We start from the raw sequence: 24,078 nt of genomic DNA, 5'->3' as shown, positions 1-24,078 counted from the left end.
GCGGAAGTGGCTGCCCTTCGAGGGCGTTCGGTCGGGGGAGTGTGGCGGCGAGGCCTCTGTACGGCTATCGGAGGAGTGGCACGGTCGCCGTGCGCAAGCTGGTCGGCGTCAGTGGCCCCCGAGCGAGCCGAGACCGGTCGCGGAGATGACGACCAGGGCAACGACGTGGAGGCTGACCAGGGCAAGGACGTGGACCGCGGGATGCAATCCACGGCGCAGACAACGCCGCAGGAAGCCGCTCTTGGTCTCGGGGGCGACGTGCTTGGGCATCAACAGATTCCTCTCGGCTGGCCGCGCCTGCGGACGAAGCGCGACTGGGAAGGTCGGGGTCACGGACCCCTGCGTCCGAAGCGGGACGGTCCGTAGTTCGGTTCGTTGACGGGCGGGCGGCGATCCAGCGCCGGAGCTGGCCCCGTAGCACTCGGAGACACGGGAGTGTCGGACTCTCCTGTCCGTTCACGACTGCTCGCTGGCGGCGCCGATGGCCGCTGATATGCGCCGAGCCAGTCCCGCGTACTTGGCCATCTCGGCTTCCGCGAAAGCGGCCGTGCGGTCGAGTCCTTCGGCGGTAGGTGTGACGTCGATCGTCTCGGCCGGTGCAGCGGATGCCGCGGAATCGCTCGGCTCGGCCTGGAGCACGGCCGCCCACCGGTCGTAGGCGAGCCAAAGGGCGTTCGCGATGGTGGCCGCCTCGTCCAGCGAGCAGACCAGCCTCGTCGTCGGGGTAGTGCCGTCGGTCGCCCGGGCCGCCGTGTCACGGCCGGGTTCGACATCCCGGCGGCGCACCCGAGGTCGGGTGCCGTCGAGCTCCGGCACGCCGTCACGGTTGGCGTTGTAGATGAGCGTCTGGTTGCCCGCACGCTTGGCGGTGAACATGGCAGCGTCGGCCTGGGCTAAGGCGTACCGGGCGTTACCACCGCTGCTAAGGGCGATGCCGACGCTGACCCGAAGTTGCATCCGCCGTCCTGCGACGATCACTGGTCTAACAAGGGCCACGCGGATCGCGTCGCGCAGGGCCGTGGCGTCCGCGCGAGGCACGAGGATCATGAATTCATCGCCTCCGGTACGAGAAACCTGCGCCCCAGCGCTGACGGAGGCGGCGGCGTGGAGCAGTCGGACGGCGATGGCCTTCAGGTATTGGTCGCCTGCGGCGTGTCCGCCATTGGCGTTGACCGTGTGAAGGCCGTCGGCGTCGGCGAAGGCGATGGTCAGCGGTGCAGCCACCGCACTGGCGGCGGCGATGGCCCGCTCAGCGAGGGTCCGGTTGGGTAGTCCAGTGAGCGGATCGGTTTGGGCCGCTAGGAGTTCTCGCCGCAGCTGCTCCTCAAGGGCGGCACCGGCGGCAACTCGACCTTCCAGTTCTTCCTCGCGGGTATGGGCCGCAGCGAGTCTCCGTTGTTGCCGGATGTGCCGAGTCGTCGCGATGATGCCAACCGGGATCCAGCTCTGCATGGCGATGACGGCGATGAGTACCGCCACCGGGAGATGGCCGTACGACGCCACGAATACAACCGGCGCGGTCGCGAGGATGGCGACGACGACGATGGTCGCGGCTGCACGAAGCAGATCACCTCTGCCAGGGGGTCGCGTATCGGGTTCAGACATGAAGGGCTCCTTCATGGAGGAGCTCCGAGGGCAGGCCGCTGTCGCAGGTGAGGCCCGCCCCCGGGCCTTGGGGTAGGTACCGGCCCTTGGTGGGCCTATCGCCTGACGGGAGCCAGCTCGGAAGAGCTGGCGCTCACGGTGCCGCGCGCGGCGTGCCCGCACCTACGGCCCGCTGCTGCAGGTGCGACAGCATTGGGCAGTCCCGTGACCGGATGTCGGCCGCCGCTGTCAGTCGAGGTCGTCGAGGTCGATGTCCTCGTCGCTGACCTGGGCACCTTCGCGGCGCAGGTCGTACTCGTCGAAGTCCAGGTCTCCGCCGCACAGGTTGGCGCGCAGCTCGTCCTCAGCGCGGTCGTAGGCGTCCTCCTCGTCGGTCGCGCGTACCCGGACGGTGACCGGGACGAGTAGCTCGACGCTGTATTCCACGGGAAGGGTGGTGATCCCCAGCCGTTCCAGGGCGTAGTTCGTGCCCGACAGGCAGATCTCACGGTTGTTGACGGCACGGGCCGCCCTACGACGTACGTCATTGCTGAACTCGTCGTGAGCGAGTTGCCTGGCGTTGGCCTCGACCATGGCGGCCTCGGCAGTCGCCTTGGCGGAGGCGACCGCCGCAGTGAGTAGGCGGTGGGCCGTCTCGTCGGTGGGCGTGACGGGCATCGGCCCGTAGCCGGCGGCGAGCAGGGTCGCGACCCTGCTCAGCCACGCCGGTATGTCACCAGATCCATTCGTGGCTTGCCAGGCCGCAACGAGCATCTCCTCGGTGACGGCGGTGTGGATCGTCAGGTCGCTGGCTGCCGGCCCGTTCTCCGGATCTGCAGCATCCGGGGTTGCGTGGTTCTGGGCGTCGAGCAGCTCGACGGTGTCGGTCATGATCGTGTTACCTCCTCTGGCTGAGACGAAGAACGCCGCCCCCTCCGGGACGGCAGCGAATCGTTCGGTTGGCCGGGGACGGCGAATCGCGGTCACTCGTTGGTGACGGAGACGACCTCCACCTCCTCAGCGCGGAAGAGCGGCCGGCGGGGCAGCCGGGGCAACTCCTCGCTGAGTTCGCTGACGGCCAGGCGGACTGCCTCGTCGTCGTCGACCGCGGAGATACAGATGGTTATCGGCACGCGAAGGGTGACCACGTGGTCCGAGGGGATCGGCGGCAGACCCCAGTCGGCCAGCGCCTCGCTGAGACTCTCCTCGAAGTCGGGGTTCTCGTCGAGCGTGCCGAGCCCAGCTGTGCGTACGCCGAGTTGCAGCCGGCGCAGGCCGGTGCGGTGCTCGGCTGCCTCGTGGCGTGCGCGGTTGGCCCGTGCTCGGGCCTGAAGCAGATCCTCGATCAACCGGGCGTGACAGACGATGCGGTCATCGCCGTTGGTGTGGTCGTGCTCGCAAGCGGCGGCGGGTAGTTCACTGGCGGGGCTGCTGGCGGCGGCGAGGAAAGCGGTCAGCAGGTCATCTGGCATCGACTCGCCGGTAACCTCCCGCCAGGCCTGGGCGGCCGTGCAGCTGAGCCGCCCGATGTCCCCGGAGAACGCTTCGGTCATGGGTGCCTTCCCTTCGTCGACGCCCGCGCTGGGGTACGGGCGGGAGTGGAGGTCGGTGTCTCAGGCCAGGCCAGGACCGGACGACGGAACACGGCGACAGCTTGGTCACCGGTCGCAACGGTGGTGGCGACGGCATGGACGTCGTTGTCGAACAGGTCCCGCTCCAGGGCTTCGAGGTCGATGTAGCGCCGGGGCATTCCGAGACGTTCCAGCGCCGTGGCCCAGCCGCGATCGACCAGGTGCTTCTCGGCGTAGTCCGAGCGGTGCGGGAAGAGGCCGACGAAGTCGGCAGCGAAAATCGCCGGCAGGTCATCGGCGGGTACGTCCGCGTCGACGCCGCCGCTCGCCCCGAGCCAGTCGCCAACCACGGCCAACGGCAGCTGATGGGTTGAGGCGATCCGACGCATCGCGCACAGCACCGGCAGCGGCAGTCGGTGTGAGTCGCGGCAGTAACGGCCAAACCCGTGCGCGTCGATGACCACCACCTCCGCTGCGGCTTTGGCCGGAAGCAGTTTCGCGATGCTTGCCCGGTCGGCGGTGAGGTCACCGCCGAGGAGGACGGCCACGGACCAGGTCAGGTCGTCGGCAGGCGCGATACGTACGGCCCCCTCCTGGCTCATCACCGACTGGACGACCGCGGCCTCGACCTCGGCCCTGGCATCGGCGAGCGCGACCAGCACCCATCGGGCAAGGTTGGACAACGCCTGCACCGCCATCCGCTGGTGCCGGGCCGGCGTTCCGTCGAGTACGAGATCAGGGGTGACGACGGTGGCCCGGACAGTGCACCAGGCCACCGGAAGGCCGCCGGAGTAGACCAGGTAAGCGGGGGTTCTCTCGTCGATGACCCCAGCGGTCCGAGCCTCTATCGAGGCGCCTAGCACCGCAGCCTGCGCCGGTGGCAGTGTGTCGACCTTCAGTGGTGGTGAGGTGCGGTACCGGTCCGCCAGGGCGACCCCGACCAGACTTCCGGCGTTGACGCTACGCAGTCGTTGAAATGCTCGGACCGCGTCCGCAACGGTGCTTCGCCTCATGCTCTCCCCCGTCCGACCGGGGTGCCGAGGCGGCTGTCGGCAGCCAGACTGACGCCAGGTCGTGGTGAGAGATCGCCGGACCGACGCGCAGTGAACTCGTCGAAGAACGCCGTCGTCGGCCTCATCACCACAGCTCCGTTGCGGCGTGGGCGTCCACGAGCAGCGAGAACTGCCGGTCAGTGAGCCCGATCGGTTCCGCGCCACGACCGGCGCCAGTGAAGATGACCGGCCCGCACAGGTAGGGCGCGTCCCACGGGCCAAGGTATGAACGGCCGCTGGTCTCGAGGGCCATCTGAGTGGCCGCCCAGTTGGGGACTCCCCTGCCCTGCTGGTCGTCCTCGAACCACATGACGGTGCATTCATCGAGCTGGACTCGGTAGGCGGCACCGGTGGTGATGCGTCGGCCGAGCCGAAGCCCGCCGCCATCGGCAGGGGCCTCCAGGACGGTCAGCCGTCCGGACGGACCGACCATCAGGTAGGTGGCCTGTTGTGCCGGAGCAGGCGTCGACTTACGGATGTCGAGTGGCGGCCGCATCGCGGTGATGGTCATCTTCTTTCTCCTCTGCTGTCGTGGGGTCGGGGACCCCTGGGCACGCAAAACGGCCGGTCAGGCGAGTGCCTGATCCGGCCGGGAGGTACGGCGGTTGGCAAGTCAGCCGGGCCAATTGGCTGGGCGGGGGTATCCCGTCGCTGCACTGGTCCGAGTCGATTGCGGCTTGTCGTGGGCGTTGCTGGTACGCCCGGACCGGGAGGTTGCGCCGCAGGCTGGACGGTTTCTAGGCGAGGGGCCAAGCGGCCATGGCGACCAGTTGCTCGTTCGGGCGCAGCCGGTCGATGTGGTCGTTGGCGGCGTACAGATAGTCCAGCTGGTCGGCCAGCCGGCCCGATCTAGGCGTGAGCCAGTTGGCGGGGGCGGCCAAGGCATCACCGGGCACGGCCGCGAGTGCCGCGAGGGTGCGGTAGCTATTGAGGCCGGCTTGAAGGGCTTCGATGTCCGCGATGGGAATAGGTTGCTGCCGGTAGGCGGCGTTGTAGGTGGTCATCGCGAGCACCCGAGGTTGGGCGAGGTAGGCCTGTTGGGCGCGGCTGAGCGGCCAGCGTGCCGGGTCGTCGCGGTGGCGGTCGACGAAGGCCGAGAGCGGTTGGGCGTCGCGCGTCCCGTCAACGACGTCTCGCCATCGGTGCCACAGCCAGACAGCGCTGGTGGCGGCGCGGGCACGCATGCCGGCCAGGTCAAGGTGACGGACCGGGCCGCCGGCGGCGTAGCCCTGGTAGCGGTGCAGCAGTTGTCGGGTGAGTCGGTGATGGGCGGCGAAGTGGCCAACAGGGCCGGCGGGACGGAGCTGTTGTGCAACGAGGCGGGTCGCCGCGAGAGCGGGCATGGACTGGGGTGTCGCGTCGGTGGACAGGCAGACCACGATGGTGTGCACGGCAGGACGTGCGGGCATGGGCTCCTCCAGGCAGGGTGCGGAGACACGACCGAGGTGCGATCGCGCGAGAGCGCGCGGGCAGGCGACAGCGTCGACGGACAGGGAGGTGGGGTGCGGGGATCGCGGGGCTGGCGCCGGTGGAAGCTGCGGCGGGCGGGGATCCCGAGCGTGATGACGCGAGCGCGTCGAGGCGATGCTGCCTATGTGGCAGGTCTGGCGCGGTGGCGCCGGGGTGGTGCGGGTGGGCGTGGGTGCCGGGGAGGTTGCGTCGCGGCCAACCGGCCTAAATGGCGGGTGGGCGGGTGCGGCTCCTGCCGTGGCGAGCCAAGGCCCGAGGTGGTGCAGTGATGGGGGTTCTATAGAAGAGAGTTCACGATATCCGGCCGACCCAACAGGAAACGATCATTGATGGGCCGCCTCGATGCCCGGACGTTGAGCAGGGGTGTTGGGCGGATCGACGACCGACATCCAGGGAGTGGCCAAAGGCGTTGGGTGCTACGACGCAGGTGTTGGGTTTCGCAGCCACCTGGCGTTGGCGGACGACCGTGACCCCGCCCGGACGGCTGTCGGCTCCGCCGCGATCGAGGCGCCGTTGACAACGGCCTCGCTGAGCTCGTGAGGCGTTGATCTACCTCCCTCACGGCAGCCCTCCGCCGGGCGGCGTCGGACGCTGGTCGTGTCGGCCCGATGCGGAATCCAGCTGCGGCGAACGCACTCTCATCGCCGAGATCAGTGCGCGTCACCGCCGTAGCCTGTCTGCGGAGGCGGCGGTTGGTGGTGGTGGTCAACCCTGGACTCGACAGGTAGCAGCTATCCGGCCGAACAGTCCAAGATCCGCCCGTCGCTGGTGCCGATGAGTAGACGTCCCGGTCCGGCTACGGTCAGCGCGGTCGGTATGCCGGGCACACCTGCAACGGTGAGTTGCCGGCGCCAGCGCACGGTGCCGTCATGAAGGTCGAGTGCGACGATCTCACCATCGTCGTAGGCGACATACGCGGTTTCCGCGTCCGCGTCGAGGTCGGTGGCCTTCCGGTCGGTCCGGAAAACCCAGCGCGGCTCTCCAGTGGTCACAATGCGCCGTACTACAAACGAGCCGCCGGGCTGCAACCCGTGGCCGTGATACACGGTGCCGGCGTGGACGAGGCTGCCGTCCGTGGTCTCCACGCCAGGGCCGGCGAAATGTGTCTCACCCGGCGTCCACGAGCATGGGAGCAGGCGACGGAACTCCCGCTCCGTCGGTTCACGCGGACGCCCGGCAATCGGCGGATCCTTCAGGTCGGCTGCGGCGAGCCAGGCGTCACTCGGTTCGGGCGTCCACTCGCGCTCGCGGTCGATCTCCCGAAAATAGACCCGGCTGCCGCGCCGGATACGAAGCCTGCTGCGCTCCCCGACATGCCCGGCGGGTGCGACGGCCGGTAGACCATCGGCACAGCGCACCAGAGACGCCGGGGCGGGCAGGGTGAGTTGCTCGAGCTGCGCCCCGTCCTCGAGCGAGAGCCGGACCAGGGACTGAGGACGTTCCTCCCACTCGGGCCGCATCAAACTGACCCAGACCGATCGCTCATCGGTCGCGACGACGATGCCACGGCCGCCCTTGTCGTCCGGAACAGTCCACTGCCGATCCCCCGAGAGCAGCCAGGACTCCGCCTGAGCACCGTCGAGCGTCGCCAAGATCCTGCCGTCGGACAGTTCCTCGACCGCACGGACGTCACGCCGCGGATCCCAATCCGCGCTCAGGCTGGAGACCGCACAGCGGGCGTCCTCCCGGCTGTCAAAGCGAGGCGCGGCGACCCGCGGTCCGGCCAACTCGTCCCCGGTGATCGACCTGGGTGGTACGACTCGCCAATCGCGTCGGCGCACCACCGCAACGTGTCCCTCAGCCCATGCATCTTTGTCCTGCCAGTCGTCAGGCGGCGCCATCAGCACGCGTAGTTCCTGGCCGGTGAGCCACTCCAGGGCGAGCACTTGACGGCCGAGCGGGTGCTCGATGAGTGACACCCCGGTACTTGTCTCCAGGTCCATCAGGAGCAACTCGCCTTCGAAGAAGTAGCCGCCGTCGTAGCGGCCCGTGCCTACCACCAGCAGGGGAAACGTGGGGTGGAAGGCCATCGCGTGCACGGGGTAGCCCGAACGGAGAAGAGCGCGGCAACCCAGATCACCGACGTCGTAGACACCTACCGGCGCAGTACCGAACTCGTAGGTGCCCGCCACTGCCAACAGGCCACGACTCTCGTCGGCGACGACAAGGGCAGGCTCACCGATCTCGGCGAAGGGCCGATCACCGAGAACCCGGTCGATACGCAACGGACTGGTCACGCCAACGATCTTCTCACCAGCAGAGGACGCAACACTCTCAGGCACGTTCCGCTGATGGAGTCAGCTTCGGTCGCGCTTGGCCGAGCCGCGGCGTCCGGTGTACGTCACGCTGCGGCACTGCGGCTTCGCCGCGAACTGCGCGTCGGCCAAGGTCAGGTGCACGGATCTGCCGCGAGTCGCGCTCAACGCGATGTCACGCCGCCCGGGCGGGTAGGCGTCCGGTCGTGCCGAGATCCGGCCATTCGATATCACCTCGACTGCGGCAACGCGAGATTGCGGTGGAGCAACAGCAGTCGGGTGGGGCCCCCAACGCGCCTTCGTCGGCGGCGGCGGCCCGCAACAGCAGGAGGAAACGAACGCAACGACCGCAGGGCACCCCAACGACCAGACAGAACCGCGCCGTCCCCGGCCTGAGTATCCGATGGGCTCAGGCTTCGGGGGCCACCCGGACGACGCTCGCTCCGCTCACGACTCCGCCACCCTCATCTACGGCAAAGATCAGGTTGTAAGAACCGGGCGGTGCGTCCTCTGGGATTGGAATGACGCTGACCGGTCGTTCGCCCGCCGCACCGGATGGCCGCACCGGCTGGGACTCGAACGTCACCTCTCCCGAAGCGGGCCGAGCCGTACCCCCTGCAGCGCTCTTCAATTCGCTGGCATCCCCGTACGGGCCAGTCAGACGCGCAGTCAGCTCGACCTGTGTCGGCTTCGCGGCGGGGTCAGTCCCCGGCCTGACGATCCAGTTAACCGTCATGTCCTGGCCAGGTTGGTAGACCGTATCGACGTCCTCGCCATCGCAACACGTGTAGGTCGTCGGGGTGCCTCCTGCGGGTGTGGAACGCCCGGAGCCACAACCCGATGCGACCAGCAAGGCCAGGCAGGCAACGACCACAAGCCGGCACGCTTTCATGAGCATGAGCGTAACGAGCACTGTCCTCGAACGTCTTCGGACAGTCCTGACCCCGCCAGCATCCAGTTGACGGGCCGGCTCCGAGGTGACGCTCACGAATCTGGACGACGCGCCGTCGAGTAGCCGCCGGCCCGATAGCCGATCTGACGCCGCCAGGCGTCCCTGTCCATGACAGACGTACGCTGTCGCCGGACGGACGGCTACCTCTACCTGCTGCTACACCGGGGCCATCGGGTAGCCAATCGTGGCGAGGTCTTTCCGCAGTTCGGCAACGGTGAGTTGAGGGTTCAGCGTCTGAAGCACGCTGTCGGTGAGCGGCCGGTTGGCGACCACGTGCTCGACCGCCGCCCGATCCACCTCGATCTCGTAGTAGTCGCTGGCGAACTCGACAAAATGGTCAACGATGTCGTCGAGCAGGATCTCGAGCATGCCGGAGCCGTCCGGTCCGGTGTCGTCGTAAGGTCCACGAAGTGGCGGGAAGATGATGCCGTCGCCAGCATGCCAGCGGTCGTCACCGGCCAGCCGCCATAGCACCGCAGTGGCGATGAACTGCCCGGTCTCGTCGCAGAAGGCAGGTTCCTCGATCTGCGGACGCAGCTCTATGGGCAGGCCGTCGAGCAGTCCCGGCCACAGCTCGTAGTCTGGATCGCCGTAGGGCGACATCGCCGACTCGTGATCGAAGACCCGGACGAATACGCCGTCGGGGGTGAACACGACGGCGCACTCGTCGCCGCTGCCGTTGCTCATCAGCGCCGCCTCGTCCGTGCCCCAGGCACGGGTGTAGGCGTAGTACGCGGCCCCGCCGTCGATGATGCATTCCAGCAGGGCTAATGCCTTACACCGCTGCCGCAGCCGGTCGATGGACGGCAGTCTGGCGGCGATGTCGTACGCGATCATCGGGTGACCCTACTGGGGCGGCCAGACAGCGCCTCGGCAGGTCCCGAGCTGCCAGGTTCGACGCCCACGAAGGGTTCACGCCGCTTCGTCACGCAGCTCGTGGAGCGGATCCTCGGCCGGGCGCGGTGGCCCGGGGTTGAGTGGGCCAGGTTCGTCGTCGGTGGTGGGTAGGTCAGCCAGGCTCAGCCGGTGTCCCCCGTTGCCGACGAGCCGCCATACCGGTCCGGCCGGGCTATGTCCGTTGATCCGGTCCCGGGCGCAGGTGGCGACGGTGAGCGCGGCCAGGGCGTCGGCGACGCGGTGATCGTGGCGGGCGGCGTCAGCGAGCTTGGCGTGGAAGTTGCGTTCGCGTTCCCGGCTCGGCAGGGAGAACAGCAGGATGTGACTGGGCCCGCCGTCCACACGGAGGCGCCGGTAGGGCTCCAGCTTGTCGCGTAGCCGCGGGTGGTCTTCGGTGGCTCGGTCGTACTCCAGCCAGAAGCCGACGCTGTTGCGACTGTTGGTCCAGACACCGTGTGCGTCGGGGCGTACCCGTTGTCCGAAGGCGGCGGCTGTCTGCTGCTCGGACCACCAGCGGGTCAGCCTCACCTCGGGATGACGGCGCCCGTGGGCAATGAGGTCGATGAAGAACTGGTTGGTCTCGATGGTGTGTTGCCGGATCCGGTTGGACAGCACCGAGTCCGCGGCGAGTGCGACGGCTTTCGGGGTGGGCGGGGTGTCACCGCGGGCGAGGGCCACGAAGCGGGCGGAGAGCCGGCCGGGTACCCAGTACACCTGTGCGGGTTGGCCGGGGTGGGAGCGCAGGACCCGGTCGATGAAGTCGAGCCGTCGCAGGGTGTAGAGGCGATGGGCGCAGGTGACCGGCGAGTCGAACAAGACTGTGGTGATCTGGTCGGTGGTGAGGGAGGTGTGGTCCGAGAGCAGGAAGGCGATCACCCGATCGCGAGGGCGAAGGCGGGCCGATACGTCGGACAGCGTGGTCGTGGAGCGACGTTGGATGGATCGGGATCGGGGGGTCACGGGGCACCCCCCGATCGGAGGATGTCCCCCCGGTGGGACTGTCGGGACGGCTGATCATGACTCATGTACGTCTCCTAGCTGCGCTGTTGGGCGAGCAGCGACCGATTCCCTGGCTGCTAGCAACGACCATGGCCGGGCCGGACCGGCGACCAGGGTGCGAACCCACCCCGGTGTATGGAGTGGGAAGTTCCGATGTCAGTCGCTGCGACGGGATGTCTTGCCTCGATCGCTGCCGGCGAGACGCTTGGCGAGCTGCTCGATGGCGGTCGGGTCTGTCGTGTTGCCGCTGGCAGCGGCACAGGCGGCCCGGATGTGTGTGGCGGCGCCGACCACGGGGCGGGGCGGCCGGGTGTGCAGGGTGAACGCCGCGGTCTCCCGATTGCCGATGACCAGCCGCGCGGCTGCCTGGTAGGCGTCCAGATGGCTCAGATCGTGTTCGGACAGTTCGGGGAACATGTGCCGGGCCATCTGGTGCGCATCCTCGGGCGCCACGTTAAAGGTGATCTTGTTACGGGCGTTCGCGCTCAGGGCGAGCTGGGTGGGTCGTGGCAGTTGAGCGAGGTCCTGGTGGGCCAGCACCAGGCTCATGCGGTAGCCGCGGGCTTCGGCGAGCATGTCGTCCACCGAGCCGGGCAGGTTCAGAAAGTTGTGGCACTCGTCGACGAATACGGTGCAGTCGCGTCGCTTGTCCTCCGGCAGTCTCGCGCGGGCGGTAGCGGCCTGCCAGGCGCGGGCCAACACGAAAGAGCCCATCAGCCGGGAGGTGTCCTCGCCGAGTTGCCCCTTGGGGAGGCGGGCGAGCAGGATGCCGCCGTTGTCGAGCAGTTTCCCCATGTCGAATGACGAGCGGGGTGTGCCGAGGGTGCGGCGTGGGAAGTCCCGCAGCAGGAATGCCCTCAGCCGGGCCATGACGGGTCCGATGACCTGCGCCCGCACCGGCGGCGGCATGGACTCGTACCAACTCCAGTAGCCGAGCAGGCCTTCTGGGTCGTCGAGGCCGTCGGTGAAGGCCATCCGGAACTGACGGTCGTTGAGCAGCGGTGGCACCAGCGCGAGCGTGGCGTGCGCCTTGCGCATCAGGGTGAGGCAGGCGACCCGCAGGGTGTCGTCGATGCGCGGGCCCCAATGCCGTTGGAAGATCTTGCTGAAGATGGAGACGACATTGTCGACGGCGAGGTCGTGGTCGTCTCCGGAGAGCGGGTTGAAGTAGCCGCCCTGGTCCTGGTCGGGATCGATGAGGACGACCCGGTCGGCGACGGCCTCCGGCAGCCGATCCAGGACGTCGGCGACGAGGTCTCCCTTGGGGTCGATGACCACGACACCGCGGCGGGCGGCCACGTCGTCGAGGATCATGTTGACCAGGAAGGTCGACTTGCCGACGCCGGTGGAGCCGAGGACGTGCAGGTGCTGGCGGGCGTCGACGACGGGCAGCCCGACGGCGTGACCGCCGATCTCGGCGTGTCCGAGCTGTTTGACGCCGCGTCCACCGGCGGGAACCTCGACCGGCGCTGGCATGGGCTTCGCGCGAGCGCGTCGGAGGCCGGGTACGGCCAGGTCGGTCGGTAGGGCGGCGACGGCGGCGAGTTCACCGGCTCCCAGCAGGTACCCGGAGCGCAGTGGTCGTGCGGACAACACCGCGGCGGGCTGCTTGAGCCGGACGCGGCGCAGTCGTTGGCGGGCGGTGTAGACGCCGTAGGCGGAGGCGACGCCGTGGGCGAGCGTCTTCAGTCGTGCCCGCAGATTGTCTTCTGCCACCTTGCGGGGGTTGGTGTGGGCGACGCCGTAGCGGATCGAGGTCTCCCACAGCTGCCCGGCTGCGAGTTTGTCGACCGCAGCGCGGGCGTCTCGATCACGTTCCGGATCTGTCGGTACCGACCGGGTGGCGGCGGCCCGAGTGCCCGCGGGGGCCCGGCCGGGCCCGGGCACGATCAGTTCGAGCAGACCGCGTAGCCAGGCTGTGGGGTCGAGTAGCCCTCGTGCGGGCTGGCCACTGCGGAGGGCCCCGGTCCCGGCGCGGAGCCGACGGATCTGCCGGGGTGTGGCTGGGCGGGTGAGTACCTGCACGCAGGCGTACTCGGGATCCTGCAGCCCGGACAGCGCGGAGATCAGTGGTCGCAGGGGGTCGCTGTCGTGGTCGGTGACGATCGGGTACCAGGCGGCGAGGATGGGAACCAGGGCACCGCCCTCGTCGAGAGTCGCCAGGGGTATGGGTGCGGTGGCGTCAGTGACGGCGGCGGTGGCGCCCGGCCAAGCGCCGGCGACGGCGGCGAGGACCGGTCCGGTGGGCACCGTACCGGGCAACCAGATGGTGATGGTCAACTGCCGGCCCACCCATCGGTATTCGAACCCGATGTGTGGAGTGCCGTGGATCAGGCGTCGCCATCCGGCGGGGCGGAGGATCTCTGCGCAGGTCGCCCACCAGCGTGCGGCGCTGTCTGGGTCGACTTCCGGTGGCGGGGTGATGACGACCTGGTGGGCGTAACGGTGAAGCCGCCGGTGCCGCCAACTGTGCAGTTGCCCTCGCGCGACCAGTACGACGAGCCCGAGGGCGGCGATGACGATGGCGAGCCACGGACGGTCGGTCACCCACCGGAGTGCGTTCACGATGACGTCCGCGATCGGGTTGGACGGGACCGGCGGAGGCACGAAGGGCGACGGCGGCGGGCCGGGCACCGTCGGCGGCGGTGTCGTTGAGGCGAGCGCTGTCACGGTGTCTGCCCGTCGAGGTCGCCCGTGACGCAGAGTTCGTGTTCCCGGTGGGAGGACACGGCGTGGGCGCCTACCCGGTTGGCGCCCGCGAGGAGGAGGCTCTCCCCGCGTTGTGCCGACAGCAACATCCGCGCCTCTCCCCCGGTCAGGTTGAAGCTGTCGGCGACGGCGGCGATCGCCTGCGGAGCTTGGCGCATGAGGAGCTGGGTCGCCGAGTTCGCGACGACGGCCTGCCCGAGTTCGGAGCCCAGCAGGTCAGCGGCGTCCTGTGTCACCACGGACACCCCGGCCCGCCGCTTGCGGGCGGCCTTCGCCAGCCGGTTGAGGAATCGGACGCCTTCGCCGTCACGCAGCAGGGTCCAGGCCTCGTCGACGATGACGAGGCGGCGTGGGTCGGCGGTCGGGCCATCGGCGGGTGGGCCGTCGACGGTGCGCCAGATCGCGTCGAGGGCGAGAAGCATCCCGGGGGCGCGAAGTTCGTCGGCGAGCTGTCGGGTGGACCAGACCACCAGGTGCCCGAAGGGGCCGGTGGTGGTGGGTCCATCGAAGAGGTGGTTGAAGCTGCCGGTGGTCCACGGGGAGAGGCGGGCGGCGAGGGTGAGCGCCGGCGGTGTGGCGTCGACCTCCAGGGCCGCGGCGACGTCGCGTAGCAGCGGAGCGGGGCGGGCCCAGGTGGTCGGGTCGTTGGTGATGCCGGCAGCAAGGTAAGCGGCGTTGACCGCCCGGTCGAGGGCCGCGCGCTCGGTGGGTGCCATCGCACCGTCGTGGCCGCCGGCGCCGAGCAGGACGTTGACCAGTGTGTGCACGAACAGGGCTCGCCGGTTGCGGGCGTCGGGTCGCTTGTCGTCGACGGCGATGTCCAACGGGTTGAGCCGTACGTCGGGGGCGCCGAGTTGGATGACGGTGCCGCCGACCGCTTCGGCGAGCCGCAGGTATTCGTCTTCGGGGTCGATGACGTTGACCTGCACTCCGTCATAGAGAGAGCGCAGGGTTTCGAGCTTGATGAAGTACGACTTACCGGCACCGGATCGGGCGAGTACGACGCTGTTGTGGTTGTCGGCGGCCCAGCGGTCGTGCCAGATGATCCCGTTCGTGGCGGTGTTGACCCCGTAGAGCACCCCGGAGGCGCTGGGCGGGTCGCCGGGCAACGGGGCGGGCAGATCCGCGGAGGCCAGGGGCATCGCTGCGGCGAGGGCATCGGTGTCGAAGACCCGCCGCATTCCGATGCTGTCTACGCCCATCGGCAGGGTCGATGTCCAGGCCGGCAGTTGCCGCCAGGTGGCTGGGACGGTGTCGAGCATGACCGAGGCGGCGGTGGCCCGTACGTGGGCGACGGACTCGGTCAACTCGTCCAGGTTGGGCGCGTGCACGGTGACGTAGTGGCCGACCCGAAACAGGCGGCTCGCGCCGCGGGCGACCCGGTCGGCGAGTTCGGCGGCGTCCGCAGCGGCAGCCTCGGTGCTGGGGTCGTCGAGGCGTCCGTGTTGGGCATCGGCGCGCCGGGAGGATTCCAGTCGGGCGCGTTGGCGGCGCAACCGGGACGCGGCGACCTGCGGGGCGAGCGGTTCAATGTGGATGACGACGTCGGCACGACCGGGCCAGCCGGTCAGCGGGAGCAGCCAGCCGGCCCCGACCTCCGCCGGGTAACCGTTGACGATCAACGTCGAGGCGTAGCCCTCACCGATCTTGAGGTAGCGGGGGGTGACTTCCACGCTGGCCGGACCGATAAGCGCGGCGAGGGTGTCGGCTTCCGCCGGCGAGGACGTGGCCGGGCTCGCGGGCCGCCGACGACGGACCAGTCGCAGCAGGTTCACGGCAGCTCCCCGGAGGTGATGGGCTCGTCGGGTAGGGCCCGTTCGCCGGGCACGGGCAGGGTGTAGGGATCGACGGCAGCCGCCAGCACTGCGGCGACGGCAGGGCCGTCGAGTACGCGGGTGCTGGCGCCCAGGCTCTGCAAGGCACCAGCGGTGTGCTCGGCGGCGCGCAATACGTCCTGGTCGCGGCGGGTGCCGGTTGCGGTATGGACGATGGTGCCGGTGCGCCACAGCGGCTGCCGTTCGTCTTCCAGATCGAGGAGGAACTCGGCGTAGTCCGCTGCGGCGTCCGCGAGCGCGGCGCTGGGCAGCAGTTCAGCCGCGTCGGCGATGCGCTGCGCGTGCCCGGCCAGGTCGACGCGTTGGGTGGAGACCACGATCTGCACCGGGGCCGTCAGGCTGTTGAGCCACCGCGCGTAGGCACCGACCAACGCGGCCTGCTCCGCTGGGGTGCGGAGTCCGAGGTTGACGGTGCTCACGGCGACCAGTGCTGCGCTGGTACCACCGAGGTCAACCACTCCGTTGGTGGCGATCGACCGCGCCGGCAGGCGCAGTGGCGTCGGCGGGGTCAGCTCACCCTCGGCGCTGCTGGGGGCCGGCGCCCACCGCGGTGTCTTGAGCACCCCGCCGGGTGCGGGAACCTGACGTTGTGGGGTGCGGGAGCCGCGAACCGCGGCGAGCAGCCAGGCGTCCAGGCTCAATCCGTCGCGGCGGCCCAACGCGAGGACGGTTGCGGCGCCGAGCAGCGGGACCAGACCGCCGAGCAAGACCGGCATGGGCAGAACATCGAGCAGCGTCCGAAACAGCATGTAGGCGGAGGCCACGGCGGTGGCCAGGATGGCGACCTGCCGCGTGGTCAGGTTGAACAGCAGGCGATCGGGCGTTTCGACGTCGGCGGGGATCCGAGCACGAAGATCGACATCAGACATGGGGTCTCCTCAGGCAGTGGGTTGGGTCTGGGGCGTGGGGTGTCAGCCGGGCAAGCCGTTACCGGTGCTGTTGCGTCGGGCCGACGGTCGGGAGGATGGAGTCGGTGGCAGAGGGTTGGTGGCCTGGGATCGCGCTGCCGCTGACGCGCGGGTGGTCCGCGGGCCGTACGCCGTCGTCGACGGCCAGCCCGTACCGCTCGGGGTTTTTGCCGCAGCCGGACCTGGCCCGATCGATGACGGCGCCGCTCCGGGCCCACGCGGTGGCCGATTCGTGCCGCGCAGGCCCTCCGGGGAGCCCGCCGGCCAGCCGGTGCCGGATTCGGTGTAGGCCCACCACCGACGCCAGCGAGGCATCCGCTGCGGTATCGCGGTGGCCGGGGTCCGCCCAGACGGCACCCTCGGTAGAGCACGCTCCGCGGCAGTCGGTGCCGCCGTCGGCGCGGTCCTGCGCGGAACCGGCCCGGGCCCTGGTCCACCGCCGGTCGGTCTCGGCAACGATGGGCCGGTCCCTGGTCCCCCGGGGCCGGCCTGGCCGGCGACCACTCGCGCCGCCGCCCGACTGGTCTGTCGGCCACCACGCCACAGGCCCCCGGTCAGGGCCCGGCTGACCTGCTGCACGATCGCGACGCGGATGAACGCGCCGACGACGTTGTTGGACTGACCCCCGGTGACGTAGCGGCGCATCAGGGTGGGGATCTTCACCACGGCCAGCAGCAGGCAACAGATGATGAACAGGTTGAACGTGCCGGTTGGGTCGTTGGGCAGGCCGAGGGCGGGCAGGTTCGCCGTCGGACTGAGGAAGACGGTCAGCGCGGTGTGCAGGGCGAGGGCTTGGGCGATGACGGTGGCCAGGGCACCGATGATGGCCCGCCACCACAGCTTCGCCGCGGGTTCGGTCCACGGTGTGGCGTGACAGGCCAACGCCACAGGTGCGATGCCGACGAGGATCACCAGCAGGCCGAGGCGCAGGATCCAACCAACCATGATCATCGCGACGAGAGCGGCGATGGCGATCCCGATGATCAGTGTGAGGAGCGCGTTGGCGGGGTTGGTGAGGGCGTCGACGACGGTGCGTTTCATCTGGGCGAGGGAGCCGTCGGTGGCGATGGGGTCACTGGTGAGGGCCTGGGTGAGCGCGTTGCCCAGTGCGATGAGCCCCTTCGACAGCGGCGTCGCGAAGTTGGCTGCGATGAAGCCGATGACCAGGCGCGGCGCCAGTTCACCGACGCCGTAGCGTGCCTGCACGCTGTCTCGACCCATGATCACGATGCCGCAGGCGATGATCGCCAGCACGAAGCAGGTGTTCACGATCATCAGGGCTCGGGCGCTGATCGTCTGGACCTGCGGCAGCCCAGTGACGTCGGGTACGACGAGGAACGCCGAAGACAGCAACGACCACAGGGCGTCGATGATGTCCGCGACCCGCTGTGCCAGCCAGGTGAGGATCTCGTCCAGCAGGGTTCCGACTCCGACGATGTCCCAGAACATCGGGGTCAGGTTCCCAGGATGCCGCGCAGGATGGTCACCAGCACCGGGGCCAGCACGGCGAGCGCGTAGCCCGTCGCTGCGCCCTTGAGTGCGCCCTTGGCCTTCTCCACCTGCCCGGGGTCGCCGCCGGCCATCAGGTACAGCGCCCCACCGTAGGTGAGGAACAACGTGGCGACGCCGACGAGGATGCCGACGATCCAGACAACCAGGTTGTTGATGACGGTCGGGAGGTTGTTGACGGCGAGCAGGTCCGGCGCTCCGGCGATGGCCTGCGCGGTCAGGCCGAGCAGGACACTGGCGTTGGTCGTAGTGGATAGGGACAGTCGGTTCAGGATGCGGCGCATCGGTGGTCACCTCCCGCCCCACCTCGCGGTGGGGCGTGCTCGAAAGCGGTTGGGAGGCGCCGCCCGTACGAGCGGGGACCGTGGAAGCACTGCTCCTTCCACACCGGGTTCGGTTTCGTGGTGAGCACGGACCTGGAGCCGGACCAAGTCACCACCCGTACCGGGCGGCGCCCGAGACCGCTCGCGCACCCCGGCTGGCGTGTCGGAGGGGTGATCGGTCTCGTGACCGCCAAGAGCCCGTGTTGGGCCCGATTTCCCGGGGCTGACCGGCCAACACATGGCCAACCGTCACCCAACCGCTCGCCCCGGTCACTGGCCGGGCCACGCCCTCAGGGACGTGCGGCGAACCGGCTTGGCCGGACGGGTACGCAGCCTGACGTGGGCCAGTTCCCCGTCACGGATCGCGTCGACCAGCCTCGACTCAGCCCGGTCGCGCCAGTGCGAGGCCAACTGTCCCGCGATGCCCCACCGGGCCGCCGCCGCCTGCACCGATGCGCCTTCCAGCCGCGTCTCGGCGATGATGTTGGCGTCGTCGGCGTCGATCACCCCGATCGCCACCGCACGGGCCAGAACGAACTCCGGGTGATCCCACGGCTGCAGTGGAGTACGCGGCCCGGGTGGCTCACTATCGAAGGGTTCGGTGGTGACGTCGGCGTAACGCACCTTCAGGCCCGCCCGCCCGGCAGCATCGAGCATGCGCGGGAGAATCCGCGGTTGGTCGACGTCCACCCGGCGCATCAGACGGTCCCAGAAGGTCCCCAGAATCTCCGCGTCGATATCGTCGCTGTCGCCCCGGTAACCCCGCGCCAGCCCGCCGGCCAAGGCCCGCAGGCCGGGCATCGCAAGGCCGACCGCCCCCAACCCCCAGCCAGGGCCGTCTTGGCGCGAGCGGACGACGAGTTCCCGCCAAATCAGGTCGCGTACCTCTCGCGGGGTGTCCCGGTCGAGGAGGAACCGCTTCAGCTCGTACAGGGACATCAGGCGGTCCGGGCAGCCGTCGAACCGGCAGCCGTCGAACTGGAGAGTGGTGGGCGGGTGGACGAGCAGGTCGAAAGCGCGCTGGGCGGAGTCCAATGGAGACTCAGGCCACTCGGAGAAGGAAGGCATCGTGATACTCCCGGTGTGCGGCGGGCTGCCGCCGGCGGCGGTAGCTCTCGAGGCTCATCCACACACGCGCACCCAACGCGACCTGGGGTTCACCGATGCGCGACGGCTTCAGAAATCGGTGCACGCACGCTTGTTGTCCGCAGGCCAGAACGCTGGGACCGCTTGTTGGCCAACAGGACGCCGTACTTCGCGGGACCCCCTTCGGAGATCACCAACAGGGCCTGTTTGGGCAGCTCAAGAGTGCTGTTGGCTGGCGTTGGGTCGAAACTTTGCCAACGGCGTGCGTCCGGCCTTTCGCTGCGGAGATCGACGCGGTCCTCCGGGGCCTCTCTGCCGCGACAGTGTCCTCGCCGTGGCGAGACGTCCAGCCCAGCGCCCGGGGTCCCCCGGATCTTGGTCATTCACGTACCGTGGTCCTACCTCGCCGTGGCGGGCGCATCACGGAAAGCGTTGACCGAGCAGGAAGCCGGGGGGCGAATGCAGCAGGGCAGCAGGCGTGAACGCCTCAAACTGGCGAGTCTGGACTTCCTGGGCGACGATTCCGCCTTGCGTGAGCAGGCCGATCGTGCGCTGCGCGAGGCGGGACGTGAACTGCGTCCCGGGGAGTGCTCCGGGGCGGACCACACCGGCTCCGTCCGCGTAGTGGTCGACACCCAGCGAGAGGTTTCCGCTGTCGCGATCGCTCGCGACTGGCGCGGCCGGATCGGCCCCAGCGGGCTCGCCGATGCGCTCGTCGAGGCGTACGTCGCCGCCGTGCAGTCTGCCCTCGAAGTTGCGGCTCTCCTTCATCTGCAGGTGGAGGAGAGTGGTCTTGCATCGCCGGAACGGGAACCGCTGGACAGGAGCCCCGAGCGGGACGTCGACGAGCACACCTGGCTGCGCGACACGTGGCGGACGCTGTCCGGCCTCGACGCAGAGCTCGAGGCTGCGACTCGCTTGCCCAGGCGGACGGATGAGTCGAGCATGTCGAGCCCGAACGGCTGTCTGACGTTGCACATCCGCGGAGGCGGCATCACCGGCATCACCGGTGACGTCCGGCGGATCGCACGGGCAGACGCGGGTCAGCTGCAGTTCGAGGCTCGTTCCCTCTTCCGCGCGTTCGAGCTGGCCACCGCCAGACGGACTGGATTGTGAGGTAGTGAGATGGCTGAACTGAACGTCATCACCGATTCGCTGCGCGATGAGGGAGGTAAGTGGCTGACGCTGTCGGACCGGGTCGCTGCCATCAAGGTCGCTGCGGAGCAGCTGCACCTCGACCCATCGGCCTTCTTCATCGGTGACGCGAACGTCCTCATTCACTCGCTGGCATACAACGACTTCCACAACTTCATGGTCGCCGTTCTGAATGGGGCGGTGACCGAATTCGAACAGGTGGGCAAGGCCCTGCGGCACATCGCCGATGAGTACGACCGGGCCGACGAGATCGTCTCACTCGACCTCAACAAGATCTACAGGGCCTAGCGGCCCACCGCGCGACGTCGGAGAGGGCACGGAGCACCCCATGCAGCCAGGTACCACTGATCTCGAGTACGGGGAACCGTTCAACAAGGCGTTCGACCACATCCGCGCCGGCATCGACACGGCCATCGCCACGTTCAACGAGATCGTCGAGCAGGTACAGCAGTGGAAGTGGCTCCTCGGACCCGCAGCACTCTTGTGGATCAAGCACAGCCTGGATAGCACCAAAACGGCACTGAATGCCGTCCTCGACCGCGTCGAGCAGGCCCTGGAGCATCAACTGCCGGTGCTCTCGCTGATCGAGGCCAGCTTCCGCTGGGTCAACGACGTGAAGACTCCGGTCTCCGAGCTTTCTTCCGTCACCACCGACCCGGCGAACGAGAACCTGCCCAAGTGGACCGGCGACGCCGCGAGTGCCTACAACGCCAAGGCTCTCAAGCAGAAAGCCGCGGTCGACGAATCCGTCGTCAAGTCGGAGTTCATCAGCCAGTGGCTGTTCACGATCGCCAAGTCAAACGTCGACTACGCCGTCGAACTCGCGAAGATCGTCACGGGGCTGGTCGGCAAACTGGCGCAGGCGGCGTCCGAAGGGGCAACCGTCATCGACCTACCGTGGGCCATCTCCACCCTCGCCGAGTCGGTCGGAGACCTGGTCACCGCCGGCCTGGACGTTCTGCTCACCATCGGCCAACGCTTCATCGACGCGCTGGGCAACATCCGCGACATCGCCACGCAGGTCGGGGACCACTCGAAGCTACCCGGTGGGCGGTGGCCCGAGGCCGTCCGCGGATGACCAACGGGCACATCACACCGTGGGTACGGCCGCCTGGGTCGCCTTGAGCAACGTCAGCGCCTTCGACGCGAGCGTTTCGGTGGCGGCATACGAAGCACCGCCGACGGCCAACCAGACCTTCACCACCAGGTTGCCCGTACGCGCCCGGACCATGTACTCGGCGTACTTGAAGCCGGGCTCGGAGCGCCTGGTGTAGGCCTCGGCCTCGTCGCCCACACCGGTGATGACGCCGGCGGGAGTCATCACCGTCACCTGCGCCGTGGCCCGGTAGAGCAGCCGAGCCTCCTGCTCGCTGACTGGCGTGGACGCCTCCACCCGCAGGTTCGCCTCATGCCCGTCCTTCGTCCGCATCTCGAACAGACACGACGCACCCGGCTGCCCCAGCGGTGGCTTCGGATCAGTGCGGGCCACCGTCAAAGACAGCTCCGCCAACGGCCGAAGATCAGTACGCTTACACAGGTCCAGGTCTTGAGCGCGGTAGACAGGGCCGACCGAGGCGGCAGGTGCGGTGGCGGCAACGCTGCTCGTGGCCGGACCGGCGGTCGGCGCAGCCTCCGGAGCCGAGGCATCGTCGCAGGCGGCAGTGGCGAGCACCGCAACGAGCGCCACGACAAGACGAGAGACACCGGCCGACGCAGACACGTCTCGAACATACCGGCTGCGGAGCTGGCAGACTGCCCGAGCGACGAGCCACTATGGTGCCGGGTATGACTGCCGCAGAGACTCCGGAGCAGATCGCCCGGACCCGGATGGTCACCGCCCAGGCGGTCCTGCAGGGCAAAGCCGACCTGCGGACGTACCCCTATCGCCTGCTAGCCGTGGTCTCCCATCACGGCCTCGGCGGCGGCAAGGTCAGCGAGGCCGTTGCTGCCGCCGAGGTCCTGGGCCAGTTCGGCTGGGACCTCGTAAACATCTCGGAATTCGCCTCCAACAAGATCGTCTATGCCTTCCTCCGGCGACGGTGACGATGACTCCCGGACCCTGCTGACCTGACGCGGCTGAGCAGGTAACCGCCATCGGACCGTAGCGTTCCGTGGATCTGCTGATCGCACTACTGGCGTGTCGCGCCGCCCAGCGATCTACAGGAGGTTTAACGCTCACCCGGGAGCGAGGCCTGGAGGGGTGGATGCGGTGGAACGGGCCTTCGACAGGCCAGAACTGATGGCTGTCCTTGCCCGCAGGTCGCGTTGGACGCCTGCGATCGCCCGACGGGCCCCCTCTAGTACGAGCACGTCCCGTTGACCGAGCAGTCGCGAGCCTCGACAGTTGGCGCGCGCTCAGTTGAACGCCGGAAGGGCTACGACGGCGGCATGGGTCGAGGTTGCTCCGGCGTGCCGGACGGATCAGAGGAAGTCCCGCCAGAACGCCACCGTCGCCCTCGGGTTCCAGCGCTGATCTGTCCTGTCCATACCCGGCCCGCCGAACTCCTGATGGATGTAGTCGACCAGGTCCATGCCGTAGTAGATGATGTCGGTCTCCACGATCGAGAGGACTGGGTGCCCGACGGTTCCACGCCCGGCGGGCAGGAACCGATGCCCGTAGACGGGTACCAGCCGTGGCGCCTGCGCAAGCTTGCGCCGCGCGGTCTCCAACGCCTCATCGCGGTCTGCCGGCCGATCGCCCCAGGTGTCGTGCCATACCGCGTTGTGTTCCACGTCGAAGAGCACCCCTTCCACGGGCCACTCCAGGCACTCCCGAATGGCACCGGAGGTGGCATCCCGCCAGTCCGGCCAGGGCCTCTCCCACGCATAGGACACGCCCTCCTCCGGCTCGAACGGCACGTTCAGCGGCAGCCCTTCCGCAAGGAACGCCCGATGGTCATCGGCGAACTCAAAGCCGTACGTCCTCTCAATGCGATCGAACTCCTCATCCGTCAGGCCCGGCGCGATCTCACAACACCCCGTCTGCGCGAGTCGACGCGCCGCCTCCATGCCCAGTCGAGCACCATCACCCTTGATCACGCCGGCACGATAGTGCTTCGGGCCGGCCAGGATGAACCGATATCGTGCTGCCGTGACCGGCTCTGCAGAGCGTCCGCTGCTCTTCCTCGATGTTGACGGACCCCTCATTCCGTTCGGTGGGACACCGCAGCAATACCCAACTTGCGAGACAGGCACTGAACCACGAGAGATCAGCTCGAATCCGCTGCTGGGCAGAATCGATCCCGAACACGGACCCCGGTTGACGGCGTTACGGTGCGATCTGGTGTGGGCCACGACCTGGATGGACGACGCAAACGAGACCATCGCGCCACGGATCGGTCTGCCGCAGCTGCCGGTGGTGATCTGGCCGGAGCCGACCGACACCGACGAGCAGGACGAGCGGAACGGGCTGCACTGGAAAACCCGCGCCCTCGTTGATTGGGCCGCAGGCCGCCCCTTCGCCTGGGTCGACGACGAAATCACGAACACCGACCGAGCCTGGGTGTCAGCACATCACGCAGGACACGCCCTGCTTCATCGCGTCGATCCCCGTCAGGGTCTCGCTGATGCTGACTACGCCGCACTCATGGACTGGCTACACAGGATTCACGACACACCGCCGCGTGGCGCGGCCTGAATCCCCAACCAGAGTTGGGTGCCGCGACACGCCGACGACTCAAAGCCGAGAGCCTCACTAGGCTCACCCAGATACCGGGCCGGCCACCGCTGGTCTGACATGAGCCCAAGACCGTGCGGTTAATCCTGCGTCCGGC

The 24,078-nt window shown here is 68.7% G+C and carries 23 protein-coding genes; 5 read left to right on the top strand and 18 right to left on the bottom strand.

What is annotated here, in order from left to right:
• Positions 1–108: 108 nt before the first annotated feature.
• The 16 genes from ACFYP0_RS14590 to ACFYP0_RS14515 form a co-directional block, all read right to left on the bottom strand.
• A complete protein-coding gene (locus ACFYP0_RS14590) occupies positions 109–270 on the bottom strand; it encodes a hypothetical protein (protein WP_167944793.1) in 162 nt (53 codons plus the stop codon).
• Between the two features lie 186 nt (positions 271–456).
• Positions 457–1,605 (bottom strand): GGDEF domain-containing protein, encoded by a 1,149-nt coding sequence (locus tag ACFYP0_RS14585; RefSeq protein WP_386996163.1) that lies wholly within the window; start codon positions 1,603–1,605, stop codon positions 457–459.
• 228 nt (positions 1,606–1,833) lie between these two features.
• A complete protein-coding gene (locus ACFYP0_RS14580; protein WP_386996161.1) occupies positions 1,834–2,475 on the bottom strand; it encodes a hypothetical protein in 642 nt (213 codons plus the stop codon).
• Positions 2,476–2,567: 92 nt separating this feature from the next.
• Complete coding sequence (locus tag ACFYP0_RS14575; protein WP_386996159.1) at positions 2,568–3,137, bottom strand: hypothetical protein; 570 nt, start codon at positions 3,135–3,137, stop codon at positions 2,568–2,570.
• Positions 3,134–4,168, bottom strand: coding sequence for a hypothetical protein (locus ACFYP0_RS14570; protein ID WP_386996157.1), 1,035 nt, complete (start codon positions 4,166–4,168; stop codon positions 3,134–3,136). The genes ACFYP0_RS14575 and ACFYP0_RS14570 overlap by 4 nt, the downstream gene beginning before the upstream one ends.
• Positions 4,169–4,292: 124 nt before the next feature.
• Positions 4,293–4,718 (bottom strand): hypothetical protein, encoded by a 426-nt coding sequence (locus tag ACFYP0_RS14565; RefSeq protein ID WP_386996155.1) that lies wholly within the window; start codon positions 4,716–4,718, stop codon positions 4,293–4,295.
• A 226-nt stretch (positions 4,719–4,944) separates the two neighbouring features.
• The gene (locus ACFYP0_RS14560) at positions 4,945–5,616 is read right to left on the bottom strand and encodes a hypothetical protein (RefSeq protein ID WP_386996153.1); all 672 of its coding nucleotides are present in this window, start codon (positions 5,614–5,616) and stop codon (positions 4,945–4,947) included.
• 792 nt (positions 5,617–6,408) lie between these two features.
• Positions 6,409–7,914 (bottom strand): outer membrane protein assembly factor BamB family protein, encoded by a 1,506-nt coding sequence (locus ACFYP0_RS14555; protein ID WP_386996150.1) that lies wholly within the window; start codon positions 7,912–7,914, stop codon positions 6,409–6,411.
• Positions 7,915–9,040: 1,126 nt separating this feature from the next.
• On the bottom strand, positions 9,041–9,721 hold the full coding sequence (locus ACFYP0_RS14550; RefSeq protein ID WP_386996148.1) for a hypothetical protein: 681 nt from the start codon (positions 9,719–9,721) through the stop codon (positions 9,041–9,043).
• Positions 9,722–9,796: 75 nt separating this feature from the next.
• A complete protein-coding gene (locus tag ACFYP0_RS14545) occupies positions 9,797–10,741 on the bottom strand; it encodes a replication-relaxation family protein (protein ID WP_386996146.1) in 945 nt (314 codons plus the stop codon).
• A gap of 195 nt (positions 10,742–10,936) precedes the next feature.
• Positions 10,937–13,450, bottom strand: a complete 2,514-nt coding sequence (locus ACFYP0_RS14540; RefSeq protein ID WP_386996144.1) for a helicase HerA domain-containing protein — start codon at positions 13,448–13,450, stop codon at positions 10,937–10,939.
• Entirely contained in the window at positions 13,447–15,264 is a 1,818-nt protein-coding gene (locus tag ACFYP0_RS14535) for a VirB4 family type IV secretion system protein (protein ID WP_386996141.1), read from the bottom strand. Before ACFYP0_RS14535 ends, ACFYP0_RS14540 begins: the two co-directional genes overlap by 4 nt.
• Positions 15,261–16,193, bottom strand: a complete 933-nt coding sequence (locus ACFYP0_RS14530) for a PrgI family protein (RefSeq protein ID WP_386996138.1) — start codon at positions 16,191–16,193, stop codon at positions 15,261–15,263. Before ACFYP0_RS14530 ends, ACFYP0_RS14535 begins: the two co-directional genes overlap by 4 nt.
• Positions 16,194–16,235: 42 nt before the next feature.
• Positions 16,236–17,681 carry a hypothetical protein gene (locus tag ACFYP0_RS14525; protein WP_386996136.1) on the bottom strand — a complete coding sequence of 482 codons (1,446 nt, stop codon included), beginning with the start codon at positions 17,679–17,681 and terminating at the stop codon, positions 16,236–16,238.
• Positions 17,682–17,686: 5 nt separating this feature from the next.
• Positions 17,687–18,025 (bottom strand): pilin, encoded by a 339-nt coding sequence (locus ACFYP0_RS14520; RefSeq protein WP_269679770.1) that lies wholly within the window; start codon positions 18,023–18,025, stop codon positions 17,687–17,689.
• A 309-nt stretch (positions 18,026–18,334) separates the two neighbouring features.
• Positions 18,335–19,132, bottom strand: coding sequence for a hypothetical protein (locus tag ACFYP0_RS14515; RefSeq protein ID WP_386996133.1), 798 nt, complete (start codon positions 19,130–19,132; stop codon positions 18,335–18,337).
• A gap of 450 nt (positions 19,133–19,582) precedes the next feature.
• Between ACFYP0_RS14515 and ACFYP0_RS14510 the strand changes: the two genes are divergently transcribed.
• The 3 genes from ACFYP0_RS14510 to ACFYP0_RS14500 are packed head-to-tail and all read left to right on the top strand — an operon-like array spanning position 19,583 to position 21,383.
• Positions 19,583–20,266: a hypothetical protein gene (locus tag ACFYP0_RS14510; RefSeq protein ID WP_386996130.1), complete on the top strand. Its 684-nt coding sequence runs from the start codon at positions 19,583–19,585 to the stop codon at positions 20,264–20,266.
• Positions 20,267–20,275: 9 nt separating this feature from the next.
• Complete coding sequence (locus tag ACFYP0_RS14505; RefSeq protein WP_386996128.1) at positions 20,276–20,593, top strand: hypothetical protein; 318 nt, start codon at positions 20,276–20,278, stop codon at positions 20,591–20,593.
• Between the two features lie 40 nt (positions 20,594–20,633).
• Positions 20,634–21,383 (top strand): hypothetical protein, encoded by a 750-nt coding sequence (locus tag ACFYP0_RS14500; protein ID WP_386996126.1) that lies wholly within the window; start codon positions 20,634–20,636, stop codon positions 21,381–21,383.
• A gap of 12 nt (positions 21,384–21,395) precedes the next feature.
• Here the strand turns inward: ACFYP0_RS14500 and ACFYP0_RS14495 are convergent, their stop codons facing one another.
• Positions 21,396–21,815 (bottom strand): hypothetical protein, encoded by a 420-nt coding sequence (locus tag ACFYP0_RS14495; RefSeq protein WP_386996124.1) that lies wholly within the window; start codon positions 21,813–21,815, stop codon positions 21,396–21,398.
• 275 nt (positions 21,816–22,090) lie between these two features.
• Between ACFYP0_RS14495 and ACFYP0_RS14490 the strand changes: the two genes are divergently transcribed.
• Positions 22,091–22,348 (top strand): transcriptional regulator, encoded by a 258-nt coding sequence (locus ACFYP0_RS14490; RefSeq protein WP_386996121.1) that lies wholly within the window; start codon positions 22,091–22,093, stop codon positions 22,346–22,348.
• Between the two features lie 378 nt (positions 22,349–22,726).
• On the opposite strand, the gene ACFYP0_RS14485 is transcribed toward ACFYP0_RS14490, so the two are convergent.
• A complete protein-coding gene (locus ACFYP0_RS14485) occupies positions 22,727–23,344 on the bottom strand; it encodes a hypothetical protein (RefSeq protein ID WP_386996118.1) in 618 nt (205 codons plus the stop codon).
• 52 nt (positions 23,345–23,396) lie between these two features.
• Here ACFYP0_RS14485 and ACFYP0_RS14480 point away from each other — a divergent pair, with 52 nt between their 5' ends.
• A complete protein-coding gene (locus ACFYP0_RS14480; protein WP_386996116.1) occupies positions 23,397–23,942 on the top strand; it encodes an HAD domain-containing protein in 546 nt (181 codons plus the stop codon).
• The last annotated feature ends 136 nt before the right edge of the window (positions 23,943–24,078 follow it).

It is taken from the genome of Micromonospora arida, assembly GCF_042873195.1.
In the GTDB taxonomy this organism is placed as follows: Bacteria; Actinomycetota; Actinomycetes; order Mycobacteriales; family Micromonosporaceae; genus Micromonospora; species Micromonospora arida.
The sequence above is the reverse complement of the archived record's forward strand: the minus strand, read 5'-3'. Positions and strand labels throughout refer to the sequence as shown.

Bases quoted from the DNA above. Each gene is read 5' to 3' on its own strand.
- ACFYP0_RS14590 (WP_167944793.1), bottom strand. From the start codon at position 270: ATGCCCAAGCACGTCGCCCCCGAGACCAAGAGCGGCTTCCTGCGGCGT.
- ACFYP0_RS14585 (WP_386996163.1), bottom strand. From the start codon at position 1,605: ATGTCTGAACCCGATACGCGACCCCCTGGCAGAGGTGATCTGCTTCGT.
- ACFYP0_RS14580 (WP_386996161.1), bottom strand. From the start codon at position 2,475: ATGACCGACACCGTCGAGCTGCTCGACGCCCAGAACCACGCAACCCCG.
- ACFYP0_RS14575 (WP_386996159.1), bottom strand. From the start codon at position 3,137: ATGACCGAAGCGTTCTCCGGGGACATCGGGCGGCTCAGCTGCACGGCC.
- ACFYP0_RS14570 (WP_386996157.1), bottom strand. From the start codon at position 4,168: ATGAGGCGAAGCACCGTTGCGGACGCGGTCCGAGCATTTCAACGACTG.
- ACFYP0_RS14565 (WP_386996155.1), bottom strand. From the start codon at position 4,718: ATGACCATCACCGCGATGCGGCCGCCACTCGACATCCGTAAGTCGACG.
- ACFYP0_RS14560 (WP_386996153.1), bottom strand. From the start codon at position 5,616: ATGCCCGCACGTCCTGCCGTGCACACCATCGTGGTCTGCCTGTCCACC.
- ACFYP0_RS14550 (WP_386996148.1), bottom strand. From the start codon at position 9,721: ATGATCGCGTACGACATCGCCGCCAGACTGCCGTCCATCGACCGGCTG.
- ACFYP0_RS14530 (WP_386996138.1), bottom strand. From the start codon at position 16,193: ATGTCTGATGTCGATCTTCGTGCTCGGATCCCCGCCGACGTCGAAACG.
- ACFYP0_RS14525 (WP_386996136.1), bottom strand. From the start codon at position 17,681: ATGTTCTGGGACATCGTCGGAGTCGGAACCCTGCTGGACGAGATCCTC.
- ACFYP0_RS14520 (WP_269679770.1), bottom strand. From the start codon at position 18,025: ATGCGCCGCATCCTGAACCGACTGTCCCTATCCACTACGACCAACGCC.
- ACFYP0_RS14515 (WP_386996133.1), bottom strand. From the start codon at position 19,132: ATGCCTTCCTTCTCCGAGTGGCCTGAGTCTCCATTGGACTCCGCCCAG.
- ACFYP0_RS14505 (WP_386996128.1), top strand. From the start codon at position 20,276: ATGGCTGAACTGAACGTCATCACCGATTCGCTGCGCGATGAGGGAGGT.
- ACFYP0_RS14500 (WP_386996126.1), top strand. From the start codon at position 20,634: ATGCAGCCAGGTACCACTGATCTCGAGTACGGGGAACCGTTCAACAAG.
- ACFYP0_RS14490 (WP_386996121.1), top strand. From the start codon at position 22,091: ATGACTGCCGCAGAGACTCCGGAGCAGATCGCCCGGACCCGGATGGTC.